The organism is Actinomyces sp. B33, assembly GCF_028437565.1.
GTDB lineage: Bacteria > Actinomycetota > Actinomycetes > Actinomycetales > Actinomycetaceae > Pauljensenia.
The window spans coordinates 228957-250911 of record NZ_JAMRYR010000001.1 but is presented as its reverse complement, the minus strand read 5'-3'; the positions used below and the strand labels follow the sequence as shown (position 1 = coordinate 250911).

17 protein-coding genes and 1 tRNA gene are annotated in these 21955 nt (G+C 72.6%); 7 read left to right on the top strand and 11 right to left on the bottom strand.

Translation table 11 applies throughout. The features are described 5' to 3' along the window. Nucleotides 1-67: 67 nt before the first annotated feature. The 3 genes from M3T53_RS01115 to M3T53_RS01105 all read right to left on the bottom strand — a co-directional run bounded on the left by M3T53_RS01115 (nucleotide 68) and on the right by M3T53_RS01105 (nucleotide 3630). On the bottom strand, nucleotides 68-751 hold the full coding sequence (locus M3T53_RS01115) for a Crp/Fnr family transcriptional regulator (RefSeq protein ID WP_272432597.1): 684 nt from the start codon (nucleotides 749-751) through the stop codon (nucleotides 68-70). 247 nt (nucleotides 752-998) lie between these two features. After that, nucleotides 999-2588 (bottom strand): hypothetical protein, encoded by a 1590-nt coding sequence (locus M3T53_RS01110; RefSeq protein ID WP_272432596.1) that lies wholly within the window; start codon nucleotides 2586-2588, stop codon nucleotides 999-1001. A 58-nt stretch (nucleotides 2589-2646) separates the two neighbouring features. Beyond that, the gene (locus tag M3T53_RS01105) at nucleotides 2647-3630 is read right to left on the bottom strand and encodes a hypothetical protein (RefSeq protein ID WP_272432594.1); all 984 of its coding nucleotides are present in this window, start codon (nucleotides 3628-3630) and stop codon (nucleotides 2647-2649) included. A 220-nt stretch (nucleotides 3631-3850) separates the two neighbouring features. Between M3T53_RS01105 and M3T53_RS01100 the strand changes: the two genes are divergently transcribed. Then, nucleotides 3851-4783 carry a hypothetical protein gene (locus M3T53_RS01100; protein ID WP_272432593.1) on the top strand — a complete coding sequence of 311 codons (933 nt, stop codon included), beginning with the start codon at nucleotides 3851-3853 and terminating at the stop codon, nucleotides 4781-4783. Nucleotides 4784-5322: 539 nt separating this feature from the next. Here the strand turns inward: M3T53_RS01100 and M3T53_RS01095 are convergent. Continuing rightward, nucleotides 5323-5397: transfer RNA gene (locus tag M3T53_RS01095), tRNA-Lys, on the bottom strand. A 66-nt stretch (nucleotides 5398-5463) separates the two neighbouring features. On the opposite strand from M3T53_RS01095, the gene M3T53_RS01090 reads away from it, so the two are divergent. After that, nucleotides 5464-6096 carry a hypothetical protein gene (locus M3T53_RS01090; protein ID WP_272432592.1) on the top strand — a complete coding sequence of 211 codons (633 nt, stop codon included), beginning with the start codon at nucleotides 5464-5466 and terminating at the stop codon, nucleotides 6094-6096. Nucleotides 6097-6136: 40 nt separating this feature from the next. Here M3T53_RS01090 and M3T53_RS01085 read toward each other — a convergent pair whose 3' ends face one another. The 4 genes from M3T53_RS01085 to arc are packed head-to-tail and all read right to left on the bottom strand — an operon-like array spanning nucleotide 6137 to nucleotide 11214. Then, the gene (locus tag M3T53_RS01085; RefSeq protein WP_272432591.1) at nucleotides 6137-7627 is read right to left on the bottom strand and encodes a proteasome accessory factor PafA2 family protein; all 1491 of its coding nucleotides are present in this window, start codon (nucleotides 7625-7627) and stop codon (nucleotides 6137-6139) included. Then, nucleotides 7624-7809, bottom strand: a complete 186-nt coding sequence (locus tag M3T53_RS01080; protein WP_272432590.1) for a ubiquitin-like protein Pup — start codon at nucleotides 7807-7809, stop codon at nucleotides 7624-7626. Before M3T53_RS01080 ends, M3T53_RS01085 begins: the two co-directional genes overlap by 4 nt. Continuing rightward, nucleotides 7802-9652, bottom strand: coding sequence for a proteasome accessory factor PafA2 family protein (locus M3T53_RS01075; protein ID WP_272432589.1), 1851 nt, complete (start codon nucleotides 9650-9652; stop codon nucleotides 7802-7804). The genes M3T53_RS01080 and M3T53_RS01075 overlap by 8 nt, the downstream gene beginning before the upstream one ends. Then, on the bottom strand, nucleotides 9649-11214 hold the full coding sequence (gene arc, locus M3T53_RS01070) for a proteasome ATPase (RefSeq protein ID WP_272432588.1): 1566 nt from the start codon (nucleotides 11212-11214) through the stop codon (nucleotides 9649-9651). Before arc ends, M3T53_RS01075 begins: the two co-directional genes overlap by 4 nt. 189 nt (nucleotides 11215-11403) lie before the next feature. Between arc and M3T53_RS01065 the strand changes: the two genes are divergently transcribed. The 3 genes from M3T53_RS01065 (at nucleotide 11404) to M3T53_RS01055 (ending at nucleotide 15342) form a co-directional block, all read left to right on the top strand. Then, complete coding sequence (locus tag M3T53_RS01065; RefSeq protein WP_272432587.1) at nucleotides 11404-13761, top strand: RNA degradosome polyphosphate kinase; 2358 nt, start codon at nucleotides 11404-11406, stop codon at nucleotides 13759-13761. Between the two features lie 172 nt (nucleotides 13762-13933). Continuing rightward, on the top strand, nucleotides 13934-14986 hold the full coding sequence (locus M3T53_RS01060) for an NUDIX hydrolase (protein ID WP_272432586.1): 1053 nt from the start codon (nucleotides 13934-13936) through the stop codon (nucleotides 14984-14986). A 197-nt stretch (nucleotides 14987-15183) separates the two neighbouring features. After that, nucleotides 15184-15342 (top strand): hypothetical protein, encoded by a 159-nt coding sequence (locus tag M3T53_RS01055; protein WP_334540063.1) that lies wholly within the window; start codon nucleotides 15184-15186, stop codon nucleotides 15340-15342. Between the two features lie 17 nt (nucleotides 15343-15359). Here the strand turns inward: M3T53_RS01055 and M3T53_RS01050 are convergent, their stop codons facing one another. The 3 genes from M3T53_RS01050 to M3T53_RS01040 form a co-directional block, all read right to left on the bottom strand. Continuing rightward, entirely contained in the window at nucleotides 15360-15809 is a 450-nt protein-coding gene (locus tag M3T53_RS01050) for a septum formation family protein (RefSeq protein WP_272432584.1), read from the bottom strand. Nucleotides 15810-16092: 283 nt separating this feature from the next. Continuing rightward, nucleotides 16093-17154, bottom strand: a complete 1062-nt coding sequence (locus M3T53_RS01045; RefSeq protein WP_272432583.1) for an inorganic phosphate transporter — start codon at nucleotides 17152-17154, stop codon at nucleotides 16093-16095. Nucleotides 17155-17158: 4 nt separating this feature from the next. After that, nucleotides 17159-17788 (bottom strand): DUF47 domain-containing protein, encoded by a 630-nt coding sequence (locus M3T53_RS01040; RefSeq protein ID WP_272432582.1) that lies wholly within the window; start codon nucleotides 17786-17788, stop codon nucleotides 17159-17161. 252 nt (nucleotides 17789-18040) lie between these two features. Between M3T53_RS01040 and M3T53_RS01035 the strand changes: the two genes are divergently transcribed. Together M3T53_RS01035 and M3T53_RS01030 are read left to right on the top strand one after the other, a co-directional pair. Beyond that, on the top strand, nucleotides 18041-19876 hold the full coding sequence (locus tag M3T53_RS01035; RefSeq protein WP_272432581.1) for a phosphoenolpyruvate carboxykinase (GTP): 1836 nt from the start codon (nucleotides 18041-18043) through the stop codon (nucleotides 19874-19876). 456 nt (nucleotides 19877-20332) lie between these two features. Then, nucleotides 20333-21598, top strand: a complete 1266-nt coding sequence (locus tag M3T53_RS01030; protein ID WP_272432580.1) for a hypothetical protein — start codon at nucleotides 20333-20335, stop codon at nucleotides 21596-21598. Nucleotides 21599-21955: the final 357 nt, after the last annotated feature.

Genomic DNA, 21955 nt, shown 5'->3' with positions numbered 1-21955 from the left:
CGCGACGGCGGCCCGGACCATCGTGGTCCGGGCCGCCGTCGTGTCGTCTGGCGGAGGCGTCCGCGTCTCAGCGGGCGCGGCGCGCGAGGCGATCGACGTCGAGGAGCGTGACGGCTCGTCCCTCGAGCCGGATCCATCCGCGCGACACGAAGTCCGCGAGGGACTTGTTGACGGTCTCGCGGGAGGCGCCGACGAGCTGGGCGAGCTCCTCCTGGGTGAGGTCGTGGGGGACGTGGACGCCCTTGTCGGTGGCTGTGCCGAAACGGTCGGCGAGGTCGAGGAGGGCCTTGGCGACGCGACCGGGGACGTCGGAGAACACGAGGTCGGACAGGGACTCGTTCGTGCGGCGCAGACGCTGGGCGAGGGCGCGGAGCATGTGCTTGGCGAGCGCCGGGTTGGTGTCGAGGATCTCCATGAGGTCCTCGTGCTCGAGGTGCAGCAGCGAGGCCGGGGAGACCGCGGTGGCGGTCGTCGACCGGGGCCCCGGATCGAAGAGGGTGAGTTCGCCGATGAGTTCGCCGGGGCCGAGGACGGCGAGGAGGGACTCCCTGCCGTCGTTCGACGTGTGACCGAGCTTCACCTTGCCCTCGGTGACGATGTAGAGACGGTCGCCCAGGTCGCCCTCGTCGAAGAGGACCTCCCCGCGGCGCAGTGTCGTCTGCCCCATCTTCTGCTGGAGGGAGAGCTGCTGGGCCTCGTCCAGACCGCCGAACAGCGGGACCTGGCCGATGAAGTTTCCGTCGCTGATCATCTGGGTGGGCTCCGTTCTGATCATGCCCGTCGAATCGCGTCGGGCGATGGATGTCCTTGCGGGGACCGGCCCTCATCGGGCCCGAAAGTTCCCCTCGTCACACACATTATGCCCTGATCGCCGTGAATTCGCGATCGTCCGGCGAAAAGCCGCCGAACGCCCGTCCCCCGGACTCCAGGATCGGGTCGATCTGGGCCGGGGGGGGAGTGGCGCGGCGGCGCCGGGAGGCGGCTCGGGGAGGGCGGGCCTACCGCGGGGCGGCCGCCTTGGCGGCCTTGCGGCGCTGACGCGCCGAGAAGTAGGCGCCGGCGGGGTTGACCTTCTCGACCTCGGCGCGCAGCGCCTCCTCCGCCCGGCCCCGGCGCCGCGCCGAGTGGGAGACGGCGCCCAGGGCGATGAGCGCGAGCCCCAGGAGGAGGAGTCGGCCGGAGTAGCCGGACGCCTGCGCGTGGTGGACGAGGTTAGCCCCCACCGGGTGCGCGTTCGACACGGAGCGCAGGTAGTCGATGATGAGCCGGCCCCAGTGCGCCGGGGCGACGAGCCACGGCAGGCCGGCGAGCGTCACCAGGACGCCCGTGACCCACGGCCCCAGGGACGAGCGCAGCGAGAGCAGGACGAGGACCAGCCCGAGGACGGCGGCCGCGACGAGCTCGCCGAGCCCGACGGGGCTCAGGGCCCCCGTCGCCAGGGTGTTGCCCTCGGCCAGGGTCATGCGCGCGCCGGCGTCGGCGGCGAGGTACCAGGCGACCGGGACGAGCAGGAGGAAGGAGGCCAGGCTCGCCCAGTGGGCGCCGCCGCGGGAGGGGACCTCGGCGACGACGGTCGCCCCCTCGAAGATCGAGTCGTCGAGGGACCCGGGGGTCTCCTGGACGATCCGCCGTTCGGAGGCGTCCGAGCGGGGCTTCCACGCGGCCTCGAGCTGGGGCTCGCCGGACGAGGGGGTCGCGGTCATCAGGGAGCGGCGCCGGGTCGTCGTGTCCTCGATGGGGTCGACCGCCGTCGAGACGACGGCCACCGGGACGGCGGCCGCGGGATCGGGGGCGCCGGGCCCGGCCTCGGGGGAGGGGACGGGTTCTTCATCCGCGTCCTCGGGGGAGGGGGCCGCATCGGCGGCGCCGACCGGGCCGGGGGCCTCCCCGGACGACAGGCGGTTGGCGAGGAAGTCCGCGGGGGCCTCGTCCGCGGAGGACGCGGCGGGCCCGGGATCGGCGACGGCGTCGGCCCCGGCCTCGTTGGGCGGCGCGACGACGGGGATGGTCGTCGTGTGGGCGCCGACGACGACGGGCTCGATCTGAGAGGTCTCGAGGGGGCTGGCCTCGCCGACGATGTCCTCCTCGTCGACGATCTCGCCGGGCATCTCGATCTCCTCGCCGGTGAGGATCTCCGAGCGGTCGCGCGCCGCGGCCCACATGCTCGCCGAGGCGCTGGCGATCGGCTCGGCAGCCGCAGGGGCCCCGGTGTCGGGATGGCCCTCGTCGGCGGGGGGAGCCGACGACTCGGCGGCATCGTCGGGCATGCGGACGTCGGCCCCATCATGGTTCTCCGCGCCGGCCTGGTCGCTAGCCTCGTCGAGGTTGTCGGAGTCCGTCCGGCCTTGAACGGCGGAGGGGCCGGCTTCTGCTGGGGTCGGCGGCTCGGGGGCGCCGGACCCGTCCTCGACGGCTGATGGGGAGTCCTCGGCGCCGGTCGGCGCTCCGCCCCCGATCGCGGGGGGCTCGCCCGCGGCCCCGGCGTCGGGCTCGGGGGTCACGGGGTCGAAGGAGAACTCCGGGTCGACGATGAAGTCGCCGGTCTCGTCCGGTGCGGTGGGGCGGTCGTCGAATTCCTCTTCGGACATGGGTCCTCCTCGTGATCGGTGCTTCAGACGATAACGAGACTCGCGCGAAGAATCGGCATCAGCGCCCGGCAGGCCGCGGATCGGCGGCTAACGGATCGGTCACGGCGGCCGGGCCGTCCGGACCGGGAGCCTCCTGATCCTCGCAGTCCCGAGCCGGATCGGCGCTCCTGAGGGAACGAGCCCAGTAGATGCCGATCGTCGCCGTGACGAGGGTGAGGCCGAGGGCCGTCGCCACCGGCGCCGCCAAGGACACCCGCGTCATCGTCGAGACCCCGGGAGTGACGACGTGACCGCTGAGAGAGGTCCACAGGGGCAGGAGGAGATACGACGGCAGGATGAGAACCGCCCACGTGACGGACTGCAGGCCGGTCAGCGACCGTCGGGACAAGGAGGCGGCGGCGCCGAGGAGAAGCGCGACGAGCAGGCCCCCGGCGGGCTGGAGGGAATGGGCGGCGACGACGCCGGACATGCTCTCGGCGCCGATCCTCGTGGTGTCGGCCGGGGCGATCTCGATGAGGATGATGTCCGCCAGGAGGATCGCGAGGACGACGAGGACCGTCGCCCATGTCCGCCGGTGGGCGCGCAGCGCCGACGATCGGGTCCCCTCCCCCCGCCGGGCAGGCGCGCCGATCCGATGGAAGGCCACGGCGGTCCCCAGGAGGATCGCCGAGACGATCACCGGGTAGAGGTTCCACAGGACGGTCGCCGTCATGTCGTCGAAGTTGATGGAGGCGGCCATGAGGATCGGTACTTGAACGACGCCGATGAGCTGGAGGAACCCGATAATCATCGACCAGCCGAAGGCCACGTACATGCCGACGGGCGATTGGGCGCAGTTGACCGAGACGAGGCCCAGGAGGATCGCCGCGAGAGCCATGCCGACGAGCCCCTCCACCGACGCCAGGGGCATTCCCAGGGCCGTGAGCGTCTGAACGTCGGACATCGCCGTTCCCATGAGGACGAGCGCGATCGGCGTGAAAACGAAGGCGAACGCTCCGCTGCGCATGTGCGGCGATTCGAGGGCGGCCAATGACGGGTGCATGTGCGCTAGTAAAGCATCGACCGGCCCGCCCCGGGCAGAACCGGGGACCACTTCACCGCTCCCCTCCGGGGCCGTGCCGGCGGATCGCCGGACGGGCCCCGTTGCGGCGTCGACCCCCTCGCGGGGGGCGCGCCTGCGGGCGAGGATCCGATCCGGGTCGTGAGGCGGTGGGGCACCGGTGCGCGGCGCCCGGTCCTCGTCGCCCCCGTACCCTGGTGGGGTGAGCATCGACCCGCTGATCGACCCGGACGCCGCCCTCATCGCCCGCGCGGCCGCCCGCCCCGAGGTCGTCGCCGCCGTGGACGCGGCCACTGCGGCGACGGCCCGCCTGCGCTTCCACGAGGGACTGCGCCGCGGGTGGGAGGAGGCGCGCGCCGAGGCCGCCGTCCGCGAGGCCGCGGCCCTGTCGATCCTCCTGGGCGCGAGGACCAGCGTCGACGACCTGCGCCTCCTGAGCCTGTCCGACGCGCGCGGGGCCGACGCGCAGACCGTTCCCGTCGACCCCCGGGAGGACCCGCTCGCGGACGGGGAGGGCGGATCCTCGCCGTCCGAGGGCGCGGGGCCGGCGGATCGTTCGCGCGACCCGGCCGAGGACCTCGCCCTGGGGCTGTGGCGATCCCAGTGGGGGCTCGCCTCCGGCTTCGACCCGATCAACACGCGCGCCCCTGTGAGGCGCCGACCGCGCCCGCTGCCCGCCCTGACCGCCGCGATCCACCGGGACATCTGCTCGGCCCTGATCGCGTCGGGGCGGCTGGGCCGGGAGGGAGTCGCCGTGCCGGCGGACCCGGCGGCGATGGCGCGCGCCGCCGCCTACATCCGCGCGCCGCTGCCGGCCGTGGCCTGCGCCGGCGCCCTCGTCGCCCACTTCCGCGTCCGAGAGGTCTTCGCCCCGGCGTCGGCCGGGGTCGGCGGGGCCCTCGCCCGGTGGGTGCTCGTTACGCGCGGCGTCGACCCGACGGGGGTCGCGGCGATCTCGGCGGTCGACGCCCTCGATCCGGCGGCGGCCTCGCGGGCGCTGGCCGGGTGGGTGAGCGCGGACGAGGAGGGCGTCGCCCGGTGGCTCGTCCACGTCGCCGGGTCCGTCGAGTACGGGGCCGAGGTCGGCCGCGACATCGCCCTGCGCGTCCAGGCGGGTCGGCTCGGCTCGGGCTGAGGCGAGCGGCCCTTCGCCCCAGCCCCCATTTCCCCCGAAAACGAACATTTCCCACCTGATCCGGTAGGAAATGTTCGTTTTCGGGGGAGGGGAGGAGGGAGAGAGTGAGCGGGTGAGCGAGTTGGCGGGTTCGCGGCAGGAATGCGTGCATGACGTCGGCGCGCCGTCGAGGGTTCAACGCCCGTCTCAGCCTTTTTGGGCTGTCGGCGAACACGCTCAATTCCCGATCGAGCAGAGGGGGCGCTTCGTGAACCTAATGCGCTTGTCGGGTTCGGCCGCCGCGCGGTGGGAGGATGGACCACTGAGACCATCGACGACATGGATGCGGAACCGCCCGGGCCGCGCGCTCGGAGTCCAGACCGGGACGATCTCACAGCACTGGCATGGGGCGAGACCGCGGCCGCTCGAAGATCTGGGGGCCGTCGCCGATCTTCTTGGGGTATCGGTCGCCGATCTGGTAACTCCCCACGATCCGGGGTCTGGCGCTCCCCCGCTAAGTTTCAGCGCCTCATGCGGGGGTAACTCCATGATTCGGGGGCTGGTAGGCCCAGGGGGACTCGAACCCCCAACCCACGGATTAAAAGTCCGCTGCTCTACCATTGAGCTATAGGCCCGGACCGGCGGTCCGCCGGGCCCAGCGGAAGCAGGGCCCGCACTCATTGTAGGAGGTCGAGCGCCCGATGACCCAAATGCGCGCCCCCCGTCGCCCCGCCATGCTCGAACCCGCCCGGGCCGAGGCCATCGTCGGCGACGAGGACCCGGCGCAGGCATCGGCCGTGGCCCACGCCTCCGCCTGGGCCCTCATGGGCGTCGGCGACGCCGACTTCGGCCCAGACGCCCTCGCCCGCCTCGCCGAGGTGATCCGCACCGACGGAGTCGACGTCATCGCCTCCGTGTGGTCGCGCAGCCCCGAATTCACCCTCCCCGGCGCCCTCTGGCGCCTCTACCTCCTCGACGAGTGGTACCGCCGCGACCCCCGGGCCGTCGAGCGCCGTCACGACGAGGGGATGAGGGCCGACATCATCCCCGGCCTCGAACATCCCGTCGACATCCGCCCCCTGGGCGAGGTGATGGACGAGATCGGGGCCCTCCTGGCCGGACGGCGCACGGACGACGATCTCGACGCGATCCTCGACCTCGCCTCCCGCGCGATGCGCGTCCTCGCCGCCGGGGACAGCCTCGGCGCCTCGTGGATCGACGACCCCCGGGACCCCCTCGCCCATCCGGTGACCACCCGGGCCCGCGCGCTCCTGCGCACCGCCGAGGAACTCGACGCCGCAGCCCGGCAGGCGGCGATCGGCGCTCTCGACTGACCAGGGCACCCCTGTCGTGCGGCCTGCGACCGACGACGCCCTACTCGCTCCTCGCCGCGTCGCCCGCCGCGGGCGCGCAGCGCCCCAAGCGGGGGCCGTCCACCGGGCCGAGCAAGACGATCTCCTCGATGAGGGCGTCCACCTCCGCGCTGGCGGCCGATAGCGGATCGGGCAAGTCGATCTGCGGGCGCGGCGGTTCGTCGAGGCGCACATGCGACCAGCCCACCGACAGCTGCCGGCCCGTCCGCTCGCAGGCCTCCACCACTCGGCCGCGCAGCTCGGCGCGCGTCCCGACGGGCGGGCGCCGAGTGGCCCGCTCCACCGCCCCCTCGTCGACGAGCCCGACCATGAGGCCGACGCGCAGGAGATCGTCGCGCAGCCCCGAGGCCCCCGACAGATCGTGGTAGGCCAAATCCGCCCTGCGCACCCGCGGATCGTCCCACCCGCATTCGCAGCGCTGCGCCACCCGGGACAGCACCCGGTGCTTGATCGCCCAATCGAGCTCCGTGTCCACCTCGGAGGCGTCCCCGGTGCGCAGAGCGCGGGCCCCGCGCCGCGCCAGATCGAGGATCGCGTCGGTGAAGGGATCATCCTGCTCGTCGGGCGAGTGGGAGGCCCCGGCCAGACGATCGAGCGCCATGTCCAGCAGGTCCGGGCAGGAGATCGGCCCCATGCCGCCCGCCCGATCGCAGCGCGCCGTCGGATCCTCATTCCACACGTGCGCCGCCCCGGCGGGATCGACCAGCTCGCATTCGGCCAGATCCCACGCCCCGCGCTCGACGAGGGCGAGGGCGCCGTCCACGAGCGCCACTTTGAGCGCCGTCGTCGACGGGCTCATCGCCGAATCCCCGGCCACCACGTGCAGGCGCCGCCACCGGCTCGCATCGGCGTGGGGCTCGTCGCGGGTGTTGATGAAGGCCCGCTCGTGGGTGGGGTCGGCGGAGGTCGCGCCGTGGATGTGGCCGGCCCTCGCCGAGTAGCGCAGCGGTCCGATCGGGCCGTCGTCCGCCCCGACACCGCCCGGCCCATCCGACAACGGGGGCAGCGCGCCGGCGCCCGTGAGGATCTGCCGGGCCGCCAGCAGGCCGATGAGCCCTCCCAGTGGGAGAACGACTTCCCGTTCCACCTGATAGTTCTCATGACAGCCGAAGGTCGCCCCCCAGGCGTCCGTGTTCGATTTGAGCACGTGCAGGCGAGCGCCCCGCGACTCCAGGCGCTCGTTGGCGGCCGCCGTCATCGCGCGCAGGAGGTGATCCCCCGCCAGATCGTGGGCGACGACGTCGATCAGGCTGGCGCACTCCGGCCCGGCGAACTCCGGGTGCAGGCCGACATCGACGTACAGGCGCGCCCCGGTGGCGGTGAAGCGGTGGGAACCGCTGGCGGCGCGCGAGACGTCGCGGAACAGCTCCTCCACCGCCTCCCGAACGCTCAACGGAGCGCCGTCACGAGGACCGCCCACCCAGGCGCTGGTCGCCCCGTACTCGGTCTCGATGCCGACGACGCGGTGGAGGCGCCCGGCCCCGGCGCTCACTGACCGCCCTGCTGGCGGAAGCTCTGCACGAAGGTGAGGGCATTGGTCTCCAGGACGTCGTCAATGCCCTCGAGGACCTCGTCGAGACCTTGCACCTGGGCGCTCGGCGCCGCGGGGGGCTCAACGGGCTCGGGCTCGGGCAGGTCGCTCTGCCGGTTCTGGGCGTGGATGCGGTCACTCATCGCGGTCTCCTGTCGGTGCCGGTGTCGTGGACAGTATGGTGCCGGTCGGCTCGTCGGCGTCGTCGGATTCGGCGGTGCGGTCGGGCTCGGCGTAGAAGCCCTCATCCCAATCGAAGACCTCCGGCTGGTCGGGCACCTCCAGGCCCAGCGCCTCCAGGGCGGCGATCAGGTGCTCGGCGCCGCCCCGCTCCAAGATCCCATCGGCTCCATGCGCGCCCTCGTACGCGTCGCCGCCAGCGCCCCGGCGCAGGGCCTCCTCGCAGGCCCGCTCGACCTCGGCGGCGGTCGGATGGGCCGGGTCGGGCAGGGTGACGCGCAGGAGGCGCTCGGCGTCGACGTCCACCACCAGCGAGGTCCAGCTCGCCGCCCACACCCGCCCGGGGAACAGGCGCAGGAACGCGGCCCGCCCGCCGGCGCGCGTATCGACGGGGGGCTCGGTGACGGCGGCTGCGACCTCGTCGTCGGTCAGGACGCGGCGCACGCTCCCGGCCCGCTCCAGGCGCGCCGCCAGGGACGTCGCGGGATCGACGACCGCGAACTGCAGATCGGCGGCCGCCAGTCGCGGATCATCCCAGCCGCACCCGTACCGGGCCCGCAGCCGCTCGAGAAGGGTCAGCTTGGCGCACCACTCGACCAGGTGGGCGGCGCGCCCCGGCCCCTGCTCGACGGCGTCGAGGGCCTCGGCCCACAGTCCCAGCACCGCGGCCGTCTCCTCATCGGGCTCCTCGTCCCCCGCGCAGGCGAGCACCTCGGCGAGGAACTCGCGCTGAATCTCCAGGGCCGTGGCCTCTCCGCCGGCGGCCAGGGGGCAGGACGCGGTCAGCGACATGTCGCGCGAGAAGACCCGGATGGCCCCGACCGGATCGGCCAGGGCCACCCGGTCCGCCAGGACGCGGGCCCGCCGGGGATCCTGCTCGACGAGGGACAGCACGCAGGCCGTCAGGCCCAGGCGCAGGAAGGCGCTCACCGCCAAGCAGGAGGAGTCCGCGGTGATGACGTGCAGGCGGCGCCACCGGCCCGCATCGGCGTGGGGCTCATCCCTGGTGTTGACGATCGGCCGGTTGCGCGTCGTGTACAGGGACACCTCCTGCTCGACGAAGTCGGCGCGGGCCAGGATCTGGAAGCCCGGCTCCCGGCTCTCCGCCCCCAGCCCCAGCCGGCCCGAGCCGCAGACGATGGAGCGGCTGACCAGCAGGCTGAGCATGACGTCCGACAGCAGATCCCAGCTCACGGCCCGGTCCACGGCGTAGGACTCGTGCGCGCCCCAGGCCGATCCGTGCGCATCGGTCGTGTTCTTGACGATCTGCACGCGAGCGCCCCGCTCCCGGCTCAGCGCCGTCTCCGCGCGGTGCATGAGCAGGTCCCCGGCCCGGTCGTAGCGGGCCGCCGCCAACGGGCCCAGGGCCTCGGGGGAGGCGTACTCGGGGTGGGTGTGGTCGACATACAGGCGGGCCCCGGTGACGGCGTGCGTCGACGACCCCCGGTAGTAGTGCTGGCCGAAGGCGTCCACGCGCTGGATCCACCGCACCGGCGAGCCCGTGAGCACCGCGCCGGCCTCCCGGTCCGTGCGGGCCTCGGGCGGCAGGTCGTGATCCCGCCCGTCGCGCGCGTCCCGTGAGGGCAGCTCCCCGGAGTAGTCGAAGCGGCACCCGGCGCCGGGCGCCAGCGAGCGGCCCTCTTTCGCGGGTACGTGCGGCGTCGAGGGCTGGCCCTCCCGGGCCGCCTGCGCGGCGTACGCGTACAGGAGGTCGACGGCCACCTGCTCGGGGACCGGCCCCGGCCTGGCGTGGTCTACCAGCGCGTACTCGGTCTCGATCCCCATGATGCGTCGAACTGAGATCACGGCGTCTCCTCCCCTGAGGCCGGGACGAGCGCGATGACGGGGTCGGTGCGCCGCCCCCGGCCGACGACGCGCGCCCATTCCTCCGGGTCCGAGGCCCCGGGCTGCTCGGCCGCATCGGCGGCCTCCGCGGCCACAGCGGTCAGCAGATGCTCGGTGGTGATGCCCCGTCGCCCCCTCAGGGCGTCCTTGACGGCGGCTCCCTTGGCCCGCTCGACCACCGAGGCGATCATCGCCCCCGAGACCAGGTCCGCCAGATGCCAGGTCTCGACCGCGCCCGAGCGGCGGTGGACGTGGAGGACCTCCGTGGAGCGGTCGCGGCGGAACAGGGCGTCGAGGACGGCGCGGCTCATCGACTCGACCGCCTCCGGCGCCCCGCCGTGGGCGCGGACCTCCTCGGGAGCCAGGGGCAGGTCCGCCGTGAGGTAGAGGGCGAGGATCTGCTCGCAGGCCCGGCGGTCGGGGCGGTCGATGCGCACCCGCACGTCCAGGCGCCCGGGCCGCAGGATCGCCGGGTCGATCATGTCCTCCCGGTTGGAGGCGCCGATGACCACGACGTTGCGCATCTCCTCGACGCCGTCGATCTCCGCCAGCAGCTGTGGGACGACGGTGGTCTCCACGTCACTGGATACGCCCGTGCCTCGGGTGCGGAACAGGGACTCCATCTCGTCGAAGAAGACGACAACGGGCACGCCGTCGGCGGCCTTGTCCCGGGCGCGGGTGAAGATCATGCGGATGCGCCGCTCGGTCTCCCCGACGTACTTGTCGAGCAGTTGGGGGCCCTTGATGCTCAGGAAGTGGGTGCGCCTGCCGGTGGCCGAGGCCAGGGACGTGGCCACAGCACGGGCGATGAGCGTCTTGCCGACCCCGGGGGGCCCGTACAGGAGCAGGCCCCGCGGCGGGCGCAGCCGGTGCTCGACGAACAACTCTGGATGCCTCATCGGCAGCTCGACGGCGTCGCGGATGCGCTGGACCGTGTCGTCCAGTCCCCCCACGGCCTCCCACGGGGTATCCGGCGCGGCCTCCAGCAGCAGGTCCTCGACCTCCTGACGGGGCACGACGGCGATGGCGGTCCCCTCGCGCACGTCGGCCATGAGGCAGTCGCCCTGCCTGAGCCGCTGCCCGGCCAGGTCGGGCACCAGGCGCAGGACGCGCGAGTCCTCGCCGCGCACCGCGACCAGGGCGTGCCGCTCGTCGAGGCGCTGCTCCATGACGACGAGCTCGCCCACATCGGCCGGATCCCCCAGGGCCACGGCGTGCAGATCCGCGTTGAGCAGCACCGGCGTCCCCGGGTCCAGGCCCCCCAGGGGGAGTCGCTCGCCGGCCCGCACCCGCAGCCGGCGCCCCGCCTGGGACACGTCGAGCAGGCGAGCCCCGGGATCGACCACGCCCACGACCGTGGCGTGCATCAGGGCCGGTTCGGTCAAGCGCGTGATCTCGCGGTGGGCGGCCTCCAGCTCGGCGCGCGCCCGCCTCAGGGCGTGGGCGAGCGCGCGGTTCTTCCGGGCGGCCACCGCGGCCGCGTCCTCCGCTTGCGTCCCGAGGACGGGGGAGGCGTCGTCCATGCGCTGCTCCTTTGCACCGACATCGCCGCCCGCCTATCCCGTGCGGCGGCTGGCGGCTATCTTAGGGAGGAGCGCACCGAGGCGGAAGACCTCTCCTCCCGAGCGACGCCGAGGAACCCGGCGCCGCCGCCCGGCGAGCAGCGGTCGGCGCCCTCGACTGGCCGGACACCGACCCCCTCAGGAGGCCTCATGGCAGCCGACGACACCGCCCCCGCTCCCCCCGATCGCCACGGGGACCAGTCGGCCCCCGCAGAGACGCCCGACTTCGCCGTCGAGACCGCCCTCGCCGCCGAGATGCTGATCCCCGCGTCGGCGCGCGATCGCCTCGTCGGCGTCGAGCACGAGGACTGGGAGTACGACGACGACGCGGACGCCCGGGCCCGCGCCCTCGTCGACGTCCCCGCCGACGTCGACCTGTCTCACCCCCTGGGCGAGGACTGGCCCCTGCCCGACGGGCGCTTCGCCGACCGCGAGCTGTCGTGGCTCGACTTCAACCAGCGAGTCCTCGAACAATCCGAGGACGAGGCCCTCCCCCTCCTCGAACGCGCGTGGTTCTCCGCGATCTTCTCCTCCAACCTCGACGAGTTCTACATGGTCCGCGTCGCCGGCCTCAAAAGCCGCCTGAGCGCCGGCATCGCCCGCACCGGCGCCTCCGGGATCGAGCCGCGCCGCCTCCTCGACGCCCTGCGCAGGCGCACCCGGGACCTCGTCGAGCGCCAAGCCCGCGGACTGCGCAAGACCCTCCTGCCCGCCCTGGCCGACGAGGGCGTCCACCTGCGCCGCTGGGACGACCTCGACGACGATGCCCGCACCGAGCTCACCCGCTACTTCCGCCGCCAGATCTTCCCCGTCCTCACGCCCTTGGCCGTCGACCCCTCCCACCCGTTCCCCTACATCTCCGGCCTGTCCCTCAACCTCGGGGTCGTCGTCAAGAACCCCTTGACCGGCAAACTGCACTTCGCCCGAGTCAAAGTCCCCGCCTCCCTGCCCCGCCTCGTCGCCGTCGGCCCCGGGTGCGGCGCCGTCCCCCTGACCCGGGCCGTCGACTCCGGGGCCTTCGACGTCATCACCTTGGAGGACGTCATCCGCGTCCACCTCGACCACCTCTTCCCCGGCGTCGAGATCGTCGAGGCGCACGCCTTCCGGGTGACCCGCAACGAGGACCTCGAAGTCGAGGAGGGCGACGCCGAGTCCCTCCTGGCCGCCATGGAGGTCGGGCTCCAGCGCCGCCGCTTCGGCCCCGTCGTCCGCCTCGAGGTCGAGGAGACCGTCTCCCCCTTCGTCCTCGACTTCCTCGTCGACAGGCTCGAGATCGAGCCCGCCGACGTCTTCGCCCTGCCCGCGCCCCTGGACCTCACGCTGTGCGACGAGCTCCACGACCTCGACCTGCCCCGCCTCAAATACCGGCCGCACGTGCCCGGCACCGCCCTCGGGCTCGTCGGCGTCGACCCGTCGACCCCCGACCTGTTCGCCCGCATCCGCGAGCGCGACGTCCTCCTCCACCACCCCTACGACTCTTTCGCGACCTCCGTCCAGGCGTTCATCACGCAGGCGGCGCGCGATCCCAAGGTGCTCGCCATCAAGCAGACCCTGTACCGCACGTCCGGGGACTCGCCGATCGTGTCCGCCCTCATCGAGGCCGCCCAGTCCGGCAAGCAGGTCGTCGCCATCGTCGAGATCAAGGCGCGTTTCGACGAGGAGGCGAATATCGGGTGGGGGCGCCAGCTCGAGCGCGCCGGCGTCCACGTCGTCTACGGCATGGTCGGCCTCAAGACCCACTGCAAGCTGTCCCTCGTCGTGCGCTCCGAGGACGACGGGCTGCGCCGCTACTGCCACGTCGGCACCGGCAACTACCATCCGAGGACGGCCCGCGGCTACGAGGACCTCGGCCTGCTCACCTGCGACCGGGACGTCGCCCAGGATCTCACGCGCCTGTTCAACCAGCTTTCGGGCTACGCGCCCCGCTCGACGTTCCGCCGCCTCCTCGTCGCCCCCCTGTCGATCCGCGACGGGCTCGTCGAGCGCATCCACGGGCAGATCGCCCGCAGGAAGGCCGGCGGGGACGCGTGGATCGGCATCAAGGTGAACTCCGCGGTCGACGAGGCCGTCATCGACGCGCTCTACCGGGCCTCGCAGGCGGGGGTGCCCGTCGACATCCAGGTCCGCGGCATCTGCGCGATCCGCGCGGGGGTGCCGGGCCTGTCGGAGAACATCCGGGTGAGGTCGATCCTCGGGCGGTTCCTCGAGCACTCGCGGATCTACGCGTTCGGCCCGCAGGGGGCGGAGGAGGTGTGGATCGGGTCGGCGGACCTCATGCACCGCAACCTCGACCGCCGCGTCGAGGCCCTCGTGCGGATCGTCGACCCCGATCAGGTCTCCTACCTGGCGGGTCTGATCCGCCGGGGCGTCGACGATTCGACGGCCTCGTGGGCGCTGCGCAAGTCGGACAAGTGGCGGCGTCGGGCGACCGCCAAGGACGGGCGGCCGCTGCGGGACGTGCAGGCCGAGCTCATGGCCGAGGTCGCGGCGCGCTCTCACGGGCGCTGAACGCGCGCGCCGGCGGGCGGGGCCTCGTCGCCGTCGGCGGCGGTGCTCCCATGCTGCCCCCGCGCTGAGGGACGGGGCCGACGGCCGGAGGACGACCGGTTCGTCGGTGGGCAGTGCCGCGTCGGGGGAGGGACGTGCGGCGGGCCTGATGCGGTGCCGGTACCCTGGGGATGTGTCCCGTCCGCCCCGCCCCGCACCGATCCCGACGCGACTCGTGCGCGCCGCCGGCGCCGTGGTGTGGCGGTTCGCCGACCCGGGGCGGACGCCCGTCGCCGGAGAACCCATCGACGAGCGCGACCTCGAGGTCCTCATGGTCCACCGCCCCCGGTACAAGGACTGGTCGTGGCCCAAGGGCAAGGCGGAGGCGAGCGAGCCGATCGTGTCGGCGGCCGTCCGCGAGGTCGAGGAGGAGACGGGCCTGGCCGTCGTCCTCGGCGCGCCTCTGACGACTCAGCGCTACCGCCTCGGATCCGGGCAGACGAAGGAGGTCCGCTACTGGGTGGGCTCTGTCGCCCCCTCCGGCGCCGACGGCCCCGTCCTGGCGACCCGGCCCCCCGTCGGTCGCGCCCCCGCCTCGGAGATCGACGAGGCCCGGTGGGCCGGCGTGCGGACGGCCGATGGGATGCTGACCAGGCGCGGGGACCGGCGCCTCCTCGCCGAGGTCGTCGGCAGGGCGCGCGAGGGGGGACTCGTCACCTCGACCCTGATCCTCGCCCGTCATGCGAAGGCCGAGCCCCGGGCCCGCTGGGACGGGTCGGAGAAGGACCGTCCGCTGACCCGCATCGGGTCCCGCCAGGCCGTCGACCTCATGGGGCTCCTCTCGGCCTTCGGCGTTCAATCCGCGGTGTCGTCGCCGTGGGAGCGGTGCGCGCGGACCCTGGCCCCCTGGGCGGGGCTCGGCGGGGCGCCCGTCTCGTGGGCGCCCGAGCTGTCCGAGGAGGCCGTCGCCGCCGACCCGGACGCGGCCCGCCGCTTCGTCGCCGGCCTCGTCGACCGCCCGCACGCGCCGGTCGTCGTCTGCGTCCACCGGCCGACGATCCCCGTCCTGCTCGACCCCATCGCCCGGGCCGCGCCGGCCTCCGTGCGCGCCGCACTGCCGCAGGCCGGGCCCTGGCTGCCCACGGCCGGCCTCCTCGTCGCCCACGTGTCCCACGGCCCCGACGGCCCCGGCGTCATCGCCGCCGAGAGGCACGTCACGCGGACGAAGGACGCATTCGCGTTCTGAACCGAGTGGTCGCCGGCCATTCGCCCGGGCCCGGGAGGACGGGCGCCTGAGCTCCGCAGCGTGAACCGCGGTGGGACGCCGAAGCGCCGATATGCGCCGCCGGATACCGTGCGGCAGAACGGAGAGCCCAAGCTCGTCCCGATCCGCGCCGTCGGCATGGTGTTCCAGCGCCCGACGCGTCGATCGTCGCCCGCAACATGCAGCAGGCGGCGCGCGTCTGCGACAAGACGAGGTTCTTCACCCTGGGGGACAGGGGCCGGCCGGGCGTGCTCGTCGAGTTCGACGACACGGGACTGGTGTTCTTTCGCCCGTCCGAGCGGGCCGCGGAGGACTGGATCTCGGGGCGCTTCGGCTGATCGGGGGCGGCGTCACGTCACAGGCCGGAGCCCTTGACCGATCGGGTGAGGGTCTCGGCGTCCATGGTGCGCACGAGACAGATGATCTGGCGGTCCCCCTGGGCCCAGGACTCCCGTGTGGGGACGAGCCAGGTGACGTCGAGGGCGGAGCTGACGTAGGGGCTGGCGACGTAGTCCTGGAAGCCGTCGACGCACGCGGTTTCGGCGCGCGAGTTGAGGGCGGCGTCGCCGGGGAAGTCGCCGTCGTCGAGGCCGACGACCGTGCTGACCTCCGCCTGGTGGGGGTCGGAGCAGGGGGTGGTCGCGACGGTGACGACGGAGTTCGATTCGGGCAGGTGGAGGCAGTCGCCGACGTCGAGGGACAGGACGGAGGCGTTGGAGCATCCGGCGATCCCCGCTGCTGCTGCGGCGAGGCCGAGGCCGGCGGCGAGGGCGAGGGCGCGGCGGGGGGCGGGGGAGGCGTTCACGTCCCCATCGTCACACACGCGCGGGCGCGCGGTTCGCACGGGGGTCTGCGTCTCGTTCATGCCGTCCATCGTCACACACGCGCGCGGGCGCGCGCGCCGCTGCACCCTCGCCCACGAACTCGTCCACCCATCGTCACACACGCGCGCGGGCGCGCGCCCAGTCGGGGGCCGGGGCGGTCGGAGGGCAGGGGTGGACCGGAGAGCCGGGGGCCGGGGGAGCCGCGGGCCGGGCGCCGGGCGGCCCGACGCGAGTCCCGGGCGGGGCGCGACGGCGGGGCCGGGGTCAGGCGGTGACGAGGAAGTGGACGATCCAGAACATGACGGCGGCGACGCCCGCGGCGGCGGGCAGGGTGAGGAACCAGCCGCCGACGATGTTGCCGGCCACCCCCCAGCGGACCGCCGACAGGCGCTTGGTCGCGCCGACGCCGAGGATCGCGGAGGTGATCGTGTGGGTCGTCGAGATGGGCGCGTGCAGGACGAAGGCCGACAGGTAGAGGACGGAGGCGGCGACGGTCTCGGCGACGAATCCGCGGGCGGGGTCGAGGTCGATCATCCGGCGCCCGAGGGTCCGCATGATCCTCCAGCCGCCCGAGTACGTGCCCAGCGAGATCGCGGTCGCGGCGGCGAGCTTGACCCACAGGGGGATCGTCATCTCGCCGGAGACGGGGTCGAGGATGTTGTGGTGCTCGCCGTAGCCGCCGGCGAGTAGGGCCATGACGATGACGCCCATGGTCTTCTGCGCGTCCTGGAGGCCGTGGCCCAGCGCCATGGCGGCGGCCGAGATGGTCTGGAGGATCCGGAAGCGGCGCATCGTCCGGTGGTACGGCAGGGAGCGCAGCGCCGCCAGGACCGCCTTCATCAGGAGGTAGCCGAGGAGGAAGCCGATGACGGGGGAGGCGAACATCGGGATGATGACGTGGCTGAGGATGCCGCCCCACATGACGACGGTCGACGACGCGAGGCCGGCGCCGACGAGGCCCCCGATGAGGGCGTGGGAGGAGGACGAGGGGAGGCCGAACCACCAGGTGATGAGGTTCCAGACGACGGCGCCGATGAGGGCCGACAGGACGATGACGAGGCCCTCGCGCTGGAGGGCGGGGTCGGTCGACATCGAGTAGTGGGTGATGTCGATGATGCCCTCGCCGATGGTCTTGGCGACCTCGGTGCCGAGCAGGGCGCCGACGACGTTCATCACCGCGGCCATGAGGAGGGCGACCCGGGGGGTCAGGGCGCGCGTCGACACGGAGGTGGCGATGGCGTTGGCGGCGTCGTGGAAGCCGTTCGTGTAGTCGAAGCCCAGGGCGATGACGATGACGAGGACGACGAGGATCAGGTTGAGATCCACGGTGTCAGGACTCCTTCACCGCGATCGCCTCGATGCCGTTGGCGAGGTCCTCGTACGCGTCGCAGGCCTTCTCGAGGACCTCGACGATGTCTTTGAGCTTGATGATCGTCACCGGGTCGAGGCCCGAGTCGAAGATCGTCGTCAGGGTGCGCCGGTAGGCCAGGTCGCCCTCGTTCTCCAGGCGGTTGATCTCGACCCAGTAGTCGCGCAGGTCGAGGGGGGATTTGAGGGAGGGGATCGCCTCGTTCGTCTGCTCGGCGCAGCGGGCGAGGATGTCGACCTGGTCGGACAGGAGGGCGGAGATGGGCTCGGGGATCTCTTCGATGCGGTAGACGACGAAGAGGTCGGCGGCCTCGTCGATGAAGTCCATGCAGTCGTCGAGGTTCGAGGCGAGCTGGCCGAGGTCCTCGCGGTCGAGGGGGGTGACGAAGGTCTGGTTGATCCGCCGGGTGATCGTGTGGTTGAGCTCGTCGCCGCTGTGCTCGACGTCGTGGAGCTGGTCGCGGATCGCGACGCGCTCGGCGGGCGAGGCGCCGAGGATCGAGGCGAGGAGCGAGGTCGCGGTGACGAGGCCGGAGGCCTGCTGGGCGAACAGATCGAAGAAGGTCGGGGCGTCGGTCTTGCCTAGCCGCATGGGGTGCCTCCCAGGTGTGTCGACGGGCGCGCCCGGTGTGGGCGCGGCGCTCCTTCAGAGTAGAGCAGGCCGGGGACCTCGTGAAAACCTGATGGACCCCGATTATTCACCGGATTCGGGGCTTGTGCGATGTCGCACACATCGGTGAGGGACTTAGCGCCCGCGCGGATCCCCGGGCGATCCGTCATGATGGGGGGTGTACGTCGAGGGCGCGACCGCGTCCTCGAATGACCGAGTGCCTCAGGAGGCAAAATGTCCGTGACTGAACAGGATGTGCGCGCTGCCGCTCCGTCGAACGCTCCCGAAGACGTCCTCGCGTGGGTCGCCGAGATCGCTGCGCTGACGACGCCTGACGCCATCGAGTTCTCCGACGGCTCGCAGGAGGAATGGGACCGCCTCACCTCCCTCATGGTCGAGACCGGCATGTTCACCAAGCTCAATGAGGACAAGCGCCCCAACTCCTTCCTGGCCCGCTCCAAGCCCTCCGACGTGGCTCGTGTCGAGTCGCGCACCTTCATCTGCTCCGAGAAGGAAGAGGACGCCGGCCCGACGAACCACTGGGCCGATCCCGCCGAGATGAAGGCGATCCTCAAGGAGAAGTTCACCGGCTCGATGGCCGGCCGCACGATGTACGTCATCCCCTTCTCCATGGGCCCCCTGGGCGGCCCGATCTCCCAGCTGGGCATCGAGATCACCGACTCGCCCTACGTCGTGTGCAACATGCGCATCATGACGCGCATGGGGTCGGCCGCGATGGACCTCATCGCCGAGGGCAAGCCGTGGGTTCCCGCGGTCCACTCGGTCGGCGTCCCGCTGGTCGACGGCGCGGTCGACGACAACTGGCCGTGCAACGACGAGAAGTACATCACCCACTTCCCCGAGACCAACGAGATCTGGTCCTTCGGCTCGGGCTACGGCGGCAACGCCCTGCTCGGCAAGAAGTGCTTCGCGCTGCGCATCGCCTCGACGATGGCCCGCCGCGACGGCTGGATGGCCGAGCACATGCTGATCCTGCGCCTGATCCGCGAGGAGACCGGCCAGCAGTTCCACGTCACCGCGGCCTTCCCCAGCGCCTGCGGCAAGACGAACCTCGCGATGCTCCAGCCCACGATCCCCGGCTACAAGGTCGAGACCGTCGGCGACGACATCGCGTGGATGCGCCCCGGCCCGGACGGCCGCCTGTACGCGATCAACCCGGAGGCCGGCTTCTTCGGCGTGGCCCCCGGCACCTCGTACGACACGAACCCGATGGCGATGGACACGATGAGGGCCAACTCGATCTTCACCAACGTCGCCCTGACCGACGACGGCGACGTGTGGTGGGAGGGCATCGACGGGGAGACCCCCGCGCACCTCATCGACTGGCACGGCAACGACTGGACCCCCGAGTCCGGTGAGAAGGCCGCCCACCCGAACAGCCGCTTCACCGTCCCGGCCGCGCAGTGCCCGATCATCTGCGAGGACTGGGAGGCCCCGCAGGGCGTCGCCATCGACGCGATCCTGTTCGGCGGCCGCCGTGCGACGAACGTCCCGCTCGTCGCCGAGCAGTACGAGGCCGCCCACGGCGTGTTCATCGGCGCCTCCGTGGCCTCCGAGGTCACGGCCGCTGCGACGGACGTCAAGGCCGGCTCGCTGCGCCACGACCCCTTCGCGATGCTCCCGTTCTGCGGCTACCACATGGCCGACTACTGGGGCCACTGGCTCGACATGCAGGCCGAGCTGGGCGACAAGTTCCCGAAGGTCTACCAGGTCAACTGGTTCCGCAAGGACGAGGACGGCAACTGGCTGTGGCCGGGCTACGGCGAGAACTCGCGCGTCCTCGACTGGATCGTGCGACGGGCCGCCGGCGAGGTCGAGGCCGTTGACGGCGTGACCGGCCGCTACCCGAAGTTCGAGGACTTCAACCTCGATGGGCTGGACATCGACCGGGCCACGTGGGACAAGCTCTTCGCCATCGACCCGGACGCCTGGGCGGCCGAGATGGACGACACGGAGGAGTACTTCCAGCAGTTCGGCGACAAGCTGCCCGCGGCGATCACCGAGCAGCTCGGCAAGTTCCGCGAGCGCATCGCCGCCGCCAAGGCCTGACCGTGGCCTGACCGTCGGCCGCTGATCGGCGATCACGAGCGCCCGTCCCCTTCTCGGGGGCGGGCGCTCCGCCGTTGGCGTGGTGCGGGGCCTGCGGGTTCTCGTCGGCATCGGGGCGTCGGCGGTCCTGGACGGGCGCGGGTAGCTAGCGGACGGGAGAAGAGGGCTCTCCCCTCGTGCTCGCGCTCCTCGTACCCGTGGGCCGGCGCTCCATCTCCCGCCGCGCCTGATGCGCAGTCCAGCCCTTTCCTTCGCGCCCGTGAGCCGGTGCCCCACGCCTGCAACCACCACCTCGGCGACGCCGCCCTCTCCTCGCGCCCGTGGGCCGACGGCGGCGTTCTGTCCCCCGTTCACACCGCGGCCTTCCCCTCGCGCCCGCGCGCCGGAGGCGCGCGGCGGGCACGCAGGACGGGGAGAGGTTTGCGCGCGCGGCGGGGAGTCGGTGAGGATGTGCGGGTGCGTGAACCCATGGAGCAGAAACCGTCGAGGACATCCGATGCGGATGAGGGGTCGACGTGGAGGAAATACCTGATCCTTCTCGCGTTGTCGCTGGCGGTGCCGGCCTACGGCGTGGCCGCCGTGGGGACCTCCGTGCTGACCGGCGCCTCGAACGACCTGTCCCTGATCGCGGAGGCGCTCCACATCGAGGACGGCGCGTACGACTACCTCGGCGCACTGGTCGGGGCCCAGGTCGGCATCGCGGCATTGGGGCTGGCGGGCGTCACGCTCCAGCCGAAGCGCTGGAACCGCGGGCGCGAGGACGGCGACGAGTCGGGCTGGTTGGCGGAGGTGCGGTGGACCGCGGGGCAGGAGAACCGCGTGTGGTGGCTGCTCCTCCTCATCTGCATGGTGTCCGGGCTCATCGTGTTCGCGTTGGGCGTGCAGGCGTGGGGGATGCGCAATGGCGTGGCCTGGGTCCTCGTCGCCGTGGTCTTCGGCGTCCATTCGGTGATCGTCGGGGTGCCGTTGATGGTGCGCAGCACGGGGACCGGGTCGGTGGTGTCGTACTGGTCCCAGGTCGAGAGGCTCGCCCGGGTCGTGTCCCTGTCCCCGATGGCGGCTCGGGATCTGCTCGCTGATCGTGGGGGCGCGATCGGCGACTCGCGGTGGAGGTTCCGCTTCCGGGCCTGGTGGAGGCTCGGCGCGTTCTTCGCGTTCGCGGTTCTCATGTTCGTCGTCTTCGTCGGTGCGGTGGCGTTCCTCGCCCCGTGGGCTCTGGCCCTGCTCGGCGGGCTCTCCGTCCTGTCCGTGATCCTGGGACTGTCGATGTGGGCGGGGCATCGCCGGCGAGCGGGCGACCGGTTGAGCGAGTCGCTGCTGATCCTCGGCGTGGTCGCGGCGACCGGGATCTTGGCGATTTCCGTCGTCGAGGCGACCGTGGCGGTCCTCCAGGGGGGAGGCCGGTTCGACGCCGGTGTTCTCGTCGTCACTGTGGTTCTCGGGATCGGCCTTGTCGTCGGGATGGTCCTCGTCTGGCGAGGCGGGGTGTGGACGTGGGGGTGGATGCGCCCGCTCCTGGTGGACGCGGTGGCCGAGTCGGTGCGCGCGGTCGCGGCCGCCCGTGGGGACTGCCGCAGGGACGAGAGGGAGGCTGTCCTCGCCGATGTGCTCCGGGATCGTCCGGGGGCGCAGGCGGATACGGTGCGCCTCCTGGCCGAGCCGGGGGCCGTGGAGGCTTCGGGTGCGCGTGAGGAGGCGGCGGAGCGCTGCGTGCGCCCGTGACCCGGGTTGGGTCGGCTGGGGTGTTGCGGCCGGTGGAGGGCTCGACGGGGACGGGTGTGCGCGCCGTGATCGTCGCCTCCGTGAGCGCGTCGTCGAGGAGGCCGGGTGTGGGCTGGAAGAGGCCGCGAGTCCGCGTTGTCCGGGGCCGACAGGGGGTCGGTCCCTGGGGCCGAGAGCGTGAACGAATGTGATCGCGCGAATGAACGTCTGCTGGTGCGCGCCGTATCACGGGAGAGCAGCTTTTCAGATTGTCAGACGATAAGTTACTGTGCATCCATTGTGCTGCGCCGTCGTGCGCGGCGCACGGCGGCTTCATGCCATCACGCAAAGAGAGCTCGCGCACCCGGCTCGGTGGAA

Excerpts from the sequence above, each read along its gene's own strand:
- M3T53_RS01115 (WP_272432597.1), bottom strand. The coding sequence starts at position 751 with ATGATCAGCGACGGAAACTTCATCGGCCAGGTCCCGCTGTTCGGCGGT.
- M3T53_RS01110 (WP_272432596.1), bottom strand. The coding sequence starts at position 2,588 with ATGTCCGAAGAGGAATTCGACGACCGCCCCACCGCACCGGACGAGACC.
- M3T53_RS01105 (WP_272432594.1), bottom strand. The coding sequence starts at position 3,630 with ATGCACCCGTCATTGGCCGCCCTCGAATCGCCGCACATGCGCAGCGGA.
- M3T53_RS01090 (WP_272432592.1), top strand. The coding sequence starts at position 5,464 with ATGACCCAAATGCGCGCCCCCCGTCGCCCCGCCATGCTCGAACCCGCC.
- M3T53_RS01080 (WP_272432590.1), bottom strand. The coding sequence starts at position 7,809 with ATGAGTGACCGCATCCACGCCCAGAACCGGCAGAGCGACCTGCCCGAG.
- arc (WP_272432588.1), bottom strand. The coding sequence starts at position 11,214 with ATGGACGACGCCTCCCCCGTCCTCGGGACGCAAGCGGAGGACGCGGCC.
- M3T53_RS01065 (WP_272432587.1), top strand. The coding sequence starts at position 11,404 with ATGGCAGCCGACGACACCGCCCCCGCTCCCCCCGATCGCCACGGGGAC.
- M3T53_RS01055 (WP_334540063.1), top strand. The coding sequence starts at position 15,184 with ATGCAGCAGGCGGCGCGCGTCTGCGACAAGACGAGGTTCTTCACCCTG.
- M3T53_RS01040 (WP_272432582.1), bottom strand. The coding sequence starts at position 17,788 with ATGCGGCTAGGCAAGACCGACGCCCCGACCTTCTTCGATCTGTTCGCC.
- M3T53_RS01035 (WP_272432581.1), top strand. The coding sequence starts at position 18,041 with ATGTCCGTGACTGAACAGGATGTGCGCGCTGCCGCTCCGTCGAACGCT.